Annotated in this window: 9 protein-coding genes; 6 read left to right on the plus strand and 3 right to left on the minus strand. The window is 42.1% G+C overall.

Features of this window, described 5'->3' with window-relative positions:
- The first annotated feature begins 1 nt into the window (after position 1).
- Complete coding sequence (locus COT72_02470; GenBank protein PIO00191.1) at positions 2–1,027, plus strand: hypothetical protein; 1,026 nt, start codon at positions 2–4, stop codon at positions 1,025–1,027.
- Between the two features lie 143 nt (positions 1,028–1,170).
- Here COT72_02470 and COT72_02475 read toward each other — a convergent pair whose 3' ends face one another.
- The 3 genes from COT72_02475 to COT72_02485 form a co-directional block, all read right to left on the minus strand.
- Complete coding sequence (locus COT72_02475; protein ID PIO00192.1) at positions 1,171–1,620, minus strand: hypothetical protein; 450 nt, start codon at positions 1,618–1,620, stop codon at positions 1,171–1,173.
- On the minus strand, positions 1,574–2,167 hold the full coding sequence (locus COT72_02480; GenBank protein PIO00193.1) for a hypothetical protein: 594 nt from the start codon (positions 2,165–2,167) through the stop codon (positions 1,574–1,576). Before COT72_02480 ends, COT72_02475 begins: the two co-directional genes overlap by 47 nt.
- Positions 2,168–2,232: 65 nt before the next feature.
- Positions 2,233–3,231, minus strand: coding sequence for a hypothetical protein (locus COT72_02485; protein ID PIO00194.1), 999 nt, complete (start codon positions 3,229–3,231; stop codon positions 2,233–2,235).
- A 98-nt stretch (positions 3,232–3,329) separates the two neighbouring features.
- Here COT72_02485 and COT72_02490 point away from each other — a divergent pair, with 98 nt between their 5' ends.
- The 5 genes from COT72_02490 to COT72_02510 all read left to right on the plus strand — a co-directional run.
- Positions 3,330–3,929: a DNA methylase gene (locus COT72_02490; protein ID PIO00195.1), complete on the plus strand. Its 600-nt coding sequence runs from the start codon at positions 3,330–3,332 to the stop codon at positions 3,927–3,929.
- 48 nt (positions 3,930–3,977) lie between these two features.
- On the plus strand, positions 3,978–4,712 hold the full coding sequence (locus COT72_02495; protein ID PIO00196.1) for a hypothetical protein: 735 nt from the start codon (positions 3,978–3,980) through the stop codon (positions 4,710–4,712).
- Entirely contained in the window at positions 4,699–5,865 is a 1,167-nt protein-coding gene (locus tag COT72_02500) for a hypothetical protein (protein ID PIO00197.1), read from the plus strand. Before COT72_02495 ends, COT72_02500 begins: the two co-directional genes overlap by 14 nt.
- Complete coding sequence (locus tag COT72_02505) at positions 5,862–6,191, plus strand: hypothetical protein (GenBank protein PIO00198.1); 330 nt, start codon at positions 5,862–5,864, stop codon at positions 6,189–6,191. Before COT72_02500 ends, COT72_02505 begins: the two co-directional genes overlap by 4 nt.
- A 38-nt stretch (positions 6,192–6,229) precedes the next feature.
- The coding region (locus COT72_02510; protein PIO00199.1) for a hypothetical protein at positions 6,230–7,272 on the plus strand (1,043 nt) is incomplete at its 3' end.

Here is a 7,272-nt window from a genome sequence, read left to right on the forward strand (position 1 = left end):
CTTGCTTGCAATCAAAGACGAGCTTAAAGCGCGTGATGTAAAACAGTCTGATATTGTGCTCAAAAAAATTGATGTTTCAAAACTAACAAAAAATGCTAAACAATCATTTATCAAAAACTCGCCCGTATTTGGCACGCGCCTTTTTGGTTTTGCAAACGTGCTCGGTCTTGAAATCCAAAAAGGCAAACGCCTTGGAACCGAGTTTTCGTATTATGCAAAACAGTACGGAAGTGTTTCGGGCATTATTCATTCTGATGAAGATTTTGAGAAATACGGATTGAACAAAAAAGAAATTGCAAAAAAATTGCGCGTTAAAGAAAGCGACGCGTTCGTGCTCGTTGCCGCAAAAGAAGAGCAAGCACGAAAAGCACTTGACGCAGTAATTGAGCGCGCAAAACAATGCATTCCGGGCGTGCCTTTGGAAGTGCGCGCAGCACAGTCTGATGGCACAACGGTGTTTTTGCGCCCTATCCCGGGAAAGGCACGCATGTATCCTGAAACAGACCTTGAGCCGATTACGATTTCAAAAGACGTGCTTGCTAACGTAAAAAAGCACTTGCCAAAAAAGCCGCACGAACTGCAAGCTGACCTTGAGAAGATGGGTTTGTCAAAAGATCTTGCCTTGCAGATGGTTCACTCGCGTGATTTCATACTTTTTGAGCAGCTTGCAAAAAAGTTCACGGATGCGAAAATGATTGCAACTCTCGTACTTGCGGGCAAAGGCGCAGTTGAGCGTAGCGCGTATGATGCATTGCTTAAAGCATATGAAAAACAAGTGTTGAGTAAAGAAGCACTGACTGACGCAGTTCCAAAACTTCTTGAAGGCGAAAAAATCTCAGACATTCTTGCTGGCGCCAAGAAAGTTGGTATAAAGATAGTTGAAGCACGCATCAAAACAATTGCCGCAAAAAACAAGGGCAAGAGTTTTGCTGCCGTGATGGGTGATGTGATGAAAGAGTTTCGAGGCAAGGTTGACGGCAAAACCTTGTCAGAGCTTGTAAAAAAACACGTGAACATAAAGAATTGATTACTATCTTCGCTTTCTTCTAAGCGCTTGCTGCGCCTTGCGTAGGTTCACACACCACGTGTGGTACAACCGTCCATAGTAGTACGTTCCTGTGCCCGGGTAGACTCGTCTCTCACACCAATAACACGCTTTTGAGTATTTCTTCATTTGATCCATTCTCTCGCTTTTGCGTATAATATTGCTCGTTGCTTGAATTTTTGAGCGAGGGTAATATATTCTGCTAATGTGGCATTTGTTATAGTAACATCAAATTGGTACAATGCGCGGTAATTGACTGATTTTATTTCTGCGTAGAAATCAGTCAGCTCTTTTGTCATCCTGTCTTGTTGGGAGAATACTTTTGTGAATTCTCTAAGTATTGCGTCATGGTCTCCTAGTTTTAACTGTGTTTCCTTACAAATAAATGCAAATGCTATACGTTCACAGCCATGGAATATATTATCAATGATTGGTCGCTTTTTCGCTTCAGTAGTCTCTTTAGTACCTATTACCCGATAGTAGGTTTCTGCACTTTCAAGAAATGCCATGCCGTTTTCAAAACTGATACTAAAATCCTGCTTTTTTGATAAGTGCTTTGAATTCTTTTTTGCCATAAATTGCTTCACCTTCAAGTAGTATGTTCATAATTAATGGGTGATGTTGTTTTGCTTGGTCTATAAAGTCTTGTTTTGATATTTCAAAAATAGACACGGCAATTCCTTCTTCAAACGCTATTTTGGTATTTCTCTCCCCCCTATTTAAAATAAGCATCACGTCTAAATCGCTCTCCAACTTTTCGGTTTTGCGGGCACGAGAACCGAACATAACAATTGCAATAAGGCCCGCAGGGTAGTCTTGAATAATATGTTTTTTCACAATCACACTTAGTTCAGATTGTATATCTGATTCCCAATTGAATAGTTCGCGTATGGCATGACCTAAGTTATGTTCTTTGTTAATCTTTGAAAGAATCGCTTTCCCAATTGTCTTTGTTTCAATAATACCTGATTGCGCTAACTCTCTGATATTTCTTGAAACAGCCATCTCTGATAATCCTGTTTTCTTTGCTATCTGGGAGTTTGAAATTCCCTCTTTAGATTTTGAAATTTCTCTTAATATCAAAATCCTGCTTTTATTTGAGAATATCCTATCTAATAGCATATTTTGATAATAGTTATTTGAGTTTATAAATATATCTTATAGTTAGATATATACCTATTTTGTTATTAATAATCTAAAGGACAAGTTGTTTTATTCTCGTAAAATCCGCAAATGTTGTTTCCACAGTTTGAGAAATCAATTGAGCAAATATTTCTGAATGGGTCAATATCACAGAAGAATGATGCTAGGTCCTGAACACTTGTTGGATTATTTACCAGATTCTGATTAATGTATAGTGCCGGACTGCCGGGAAATGTGAAATTTTGCTGTGCGGCAATCGCTTCATCTAAAAGTTCAACTTTATCAGCTTTTGTACATGTAGTAACAGTAGACGATGAGATATCTAGATTTTCCAAAACCAAATTTGAACAGGAGATATTTTCTATATTTGAACCACACTCGTCAAAAGATCGCATATGGAACTCATAAAATTTAGAAGGATATAACTTCTTCACGCACATTTCTCTAAGTTCCTGTGTCATATTGCCAAAACGCGAATGGTATATCATTTCATTTACAAATTCTTCACCAATCCTGAATGTTGCTTTCTTAACGGTACTGCCCACGAATGGGTTTTCGTTAAGTTTGAGCTTTTCACTGCCAATGGTTAAGTACGTTGTGTTAACGGTGTATGTGTTTCCGCCTGTGCTAATTAATGCTGCACTGGTTGAAACATCATCCAACGTAAAGGTTGTACTACCAACAGTGAATTCTGCGCCAACAGATACTTCCATAGTGGATGTTAAATTAGAGAAGACAGTTTCATTTCTCTTGAAAACCTGATAATTAACAGAGAACGATTTTTCTTTCATTAATACGTCAAAAAATGAAAGAAACTGGAGTAACTCATATGAGTTCACTTGTGGGGAATTAATAAAAGCAGAAACTACAAGTGGTATTTTAACTTCTGGCGTAGAATGCGTTAAATTTTCTACTAGTGAGGTATTTGTTGTAGTCTCCTTAAGTATGGAAACATTTTGCGTACTGTTATTTTCTGAAGTTGAGGCGGTTGCAGTGCATCCTGCAATAGTTAAAAGAAGTAAGAACAATGCAAGATTTTTCATAACTAAACGGTATTGGTTTTCACTTAAAAAAACATTGTTAATATCAATTATTCGTAAAGGTTATAACCTTAAACGTGCCGTGTTGGAATGTGAGTATTGTGAAGTCAAAAAAGCAGTTGGCAATCACGCTTTCTCAACTAAAACTACCTGACAAACTAAATGTGGGCCTTGAACAATACATTACGCCTAGTGAGATTGCAGCAGACATGGTCTGGACCGCGCTGCCCGACCTTCAAGACGGCACAGTAGCCGACTTTGGCTGCGGAAATGGTATACTTGGCATTGGCGCAAGCCTTGTTGGCGCAAAAAAAGTATTCCTTCTTGACACGGACAAAAACATGCTTGCTCTTGCAAAACAAAACGCGAACAGCCTTTCAATTGACAACGCTGAATTTGTTGAAGCAGACGTAAGCGATTTTTACGAGCACGTTGATGTTGTCATCCAAAACCCGCCTTTTGGCATACAAAGCAGAAAAGCAGATAAACCCTTTATAGAAACCGCACTCCAAAGCGCGGACGTTGTATACTCCTTACACGCACCCGATTCTGAGCCATTTCTTTTGGCAATTGCAAAAGAATACGGATTTACGCTTGAAAAACTCAAAACCTACGACTTTGTTATTGGCCACTCCTATCACTTTCACACTAAGCCCACAAAAAGCGTGAAAGCAGTGTACTGGCGCTTTTCACGGATGTAGCGCGCAACATACAGAATTCTTTATTAACTTTGTTTTGGTCCTAGAAGAATGTTCATGGGCTTTGTTGATGCGCTCTTCAATAAACTTACTGCTGGAAACACGCTTTTCTATCCTGGATGTTTAACTAAATTTGTGGGAAAAGACGTGCTCAAAAATTATGAAACACTGCTCAAAAAAATGAACATTAACTACATCATGCTCGCTGATGAGGAAGTGTGCTGCGGCTCGCCGGTTCATGCTGCAGGCTACCAAAAAGACTTTGAAAACCTCATTTTGAAGAATTCAGAACTGTTTAGTGAACGGGGGATTACCAAAATTATTACGCCTTGTCCGGGCTGTTATAAAATATTCACGCGCCATTACAATTTCCAAAACATAGAAGTTGAGCACGCAACTATCACTATTAAAAAAGCACTTGAAAAAGGAACGCTCAAACCAGCAAAAGTTAACAAAACCATTACCTATCACGACCCGTGCCATTTGGGCAGGCAATCAAACATTTATGACGAGCCTCGCGACGTGCTCAAAGCCCTTGGTTACACCATAAAAGAAATGCTCTACACGCGAGAAGATGCGTTGTGTTGCGGTGCTGGAGGCGGGGTGAAGAGCAACTATCCCCAAACCGCGAACAAGATTGCAAAAGAACGACTCAAAGAACTTGACACTATTGGCGTTGACCTGCTTGTCACGCCCTGCACCATGTGCACAAAGCACCTGGAAGAAAACGCGAAAGGCGTGAAAATCATGGAATTTGCGGAGGCAGTGTTGCATGCTGTTAAATAATATTAGACGAATCGTTGGCAAAGAAAACGTGACAGACGAGCAAGAAGACTTGCTCGCGTACGCGTACGACGCGTCACCACAAAAAGGCGAAGCACTTGGCGTGGTGTTGCCAACAAGCATTGACCATGTGAGCAAAGTTATGGACTTGTGCTACCGCTATGGGTACAATGTGGTGATTCGCGGTGGAGGAACTGGTCTTGTTGGCGGTGCAGTGCCGCAACGAGAACTCGTTATGGACATGACTCGCCTTATTGATGTGCATGTTGATGTTCAAAACAAGGAAGCACGCGTCGGGCCGGGCATGGTTTGTCGAAGACTCAATAAAATACTCAAACAAAACGGGCTCTTCTTTCCGGTAGTGCCATCCAGTGATGCAGTTGCAACTATTGGAGGTATGATTGCAACAAACGCGCAGGGAAACCGCGCCCTGCGTTTTGGCAGCACGCGAGACTGGATTAAAAAGCTCAAAATCGTGACAAGTTCGGGTGAGCTTATTGAAACAAGCGAGGTAGACGATTTTTGCGGCAAAGAAGGAGTTACTGGTATCATTGTTGAAGCAACACTCAAACTCACCAACAGCATTGAAAACACGTCAATCACGCTTCGCGAATTCGATACCATCAAAGACTTAACGCGCGCGGTCAAAGACCTTGCGCAACTGCCTCATGTGCTTGCCCTTGAACTCTTAAACGAGCACGCCGCGCGTCTTGTTGGTTTTGAAACAAATGTGCTGCTTGTTGAATATGACAATGAGGGCGGAGAAATCACTAAACAAGAAGAAGTCGCTCAATTATGGGCAAAGCGCGAAGGCATTTATCCTGAACTTGCAGCGCGAGGTCTTACTACCATCACTGACCCAAAAGTCAGTCTTGAAAAAATGAATGACTTTCTTTTCTGGCTTGACAGCAAATCCATTCCCGCATTTGGACATGTGGGCATTGGTGTTGTGCACGCGTGTTTTTCACAAGAACAAGGCGAGGACGTTGAGCGCATGTACGAGTTTGTTAAAAACATTGAAGGAGAACCAACAGGCGAACACGGGTATGGCGTGTTGAAGAAAAAATACGTGCCTCCGCGCTACAAGTATCGCGTGCGCGTTCTCAAAAACATATATAACAAAAAAGGAATACTCAATAGGGGGCGAATCGTATGAGCAACGGACCAGAGTCGTGCATTAATTGCGGCATGTGCAAATCAGTGTGTCCCATCCTTGTTGGCGAGAAAAGCGAGACTGCAAGCCCGCGTGTGCGCATGATTTTTGTGCGCGAAAACTTTGAAACTGAACTCGTGTTTCGCTGCAACCTCTGTGAAGCGTGCAAAACACACTGCCCTGTGGGCATTGACATTCCAAAAGCTATTGTTGAAGCACGCTCTCAAAGACAAACAGAAAAAAACAAACTCATGATTGCAAACATTCGTGAATTTGGCAACCCCTTTGGAGAGCCGGGAAGCGTTGTTGAAGATTTGTATTGCTGTTAGAGAAAACTATTATATAGGGTAACACTGTTTAATGTGCAATGCGTGCAGCTCTGATTTTGTTTGCTTTTATTCTTTTTGCGTTCTCCCCAGCCCTTGGTCAAGACGCGTGCAGCACAACGCAAAGCAACACCTCAGGCTGCACCGTCAGCGCGCCCGCACAACAACTGCCAATCACGCCGGTGTGGGATCTTGGCGCAAATGAATTAGACCACGTATGCGTGCTCTACTTTTACACCTCAGGCTGTGCGCACTGCGCTAACACCAGACCAGTTATTGAAACCCTTGACAAAGAGTATGGAGACCGGGTTATGGTGCACTACCTGCAAGTTTCAGGAGATTTGCGAAACTACAACTTGTACAATCAGTATTGTTCAATCCAAAACATTCCCCTTGCAGACAGAAAAGTGCCGCTCGTTGTTACTGCAAACCATTTCCTGATGGGAGAGGACGTGATTAAATCAGAACTTGGACCAGCCCTTGAAGAACTCACGTCCCAGCAGGACTACACGTGTCCGTTGCCAAGTGAGCTTACGTGTGCAGATATTGAAAAAGGAGGAGGAACAAGCGCACTCGTGCCTGGCGCGCCCTCAACTATTAACACGTCGCTTATTATTATTTCAGGACTTATTGACGGCATCAATCCGTGCGCGTTTGCGGTTCTCATCTTTTTTGTAGGATACTTGCTTTCAGTTTCAGCTTCAAAAAAACGCATGCTCAAAGCAGGCATAGCCTATATCATAAGCGTGTACGTAACGTATTTTCTTGCAGGTCTTGGCGTGCTGAGCATTATTCATATTGCCGGATTTGCTGGAATTGTATTTAGCATTGCTGCAATTGTTGCTATTCTTGCAGGTCTTATTAATATCAAAGACTTTTTCTGGTATGGCAAAGGTTTTTCGCTTCAAATTCCCGCGTCAAAAAAGAAAACAATTGAGCATGTTGCCCGGCGCGCAAACATTCCTGCTGCAATCATTCTTGGTTTTCTTGTTTCGCTCTTTGAGCTTCCCTGCACAGGAGGCATCTACCTTGCTATTCTTGCGCTTCTTGCAAACACCACAACCCAAACAATAGGCATCCCCTA

It is taken from the genome of archaeon CG10_big_fil_rev_8_21_14_0_10_43_11 (assembly GCA_002763265.1).
Lineage (GTDB): Archaea > Nanobdellota > Nanobdellia > PEZQ01 > PEZQ01 > PEZQ01.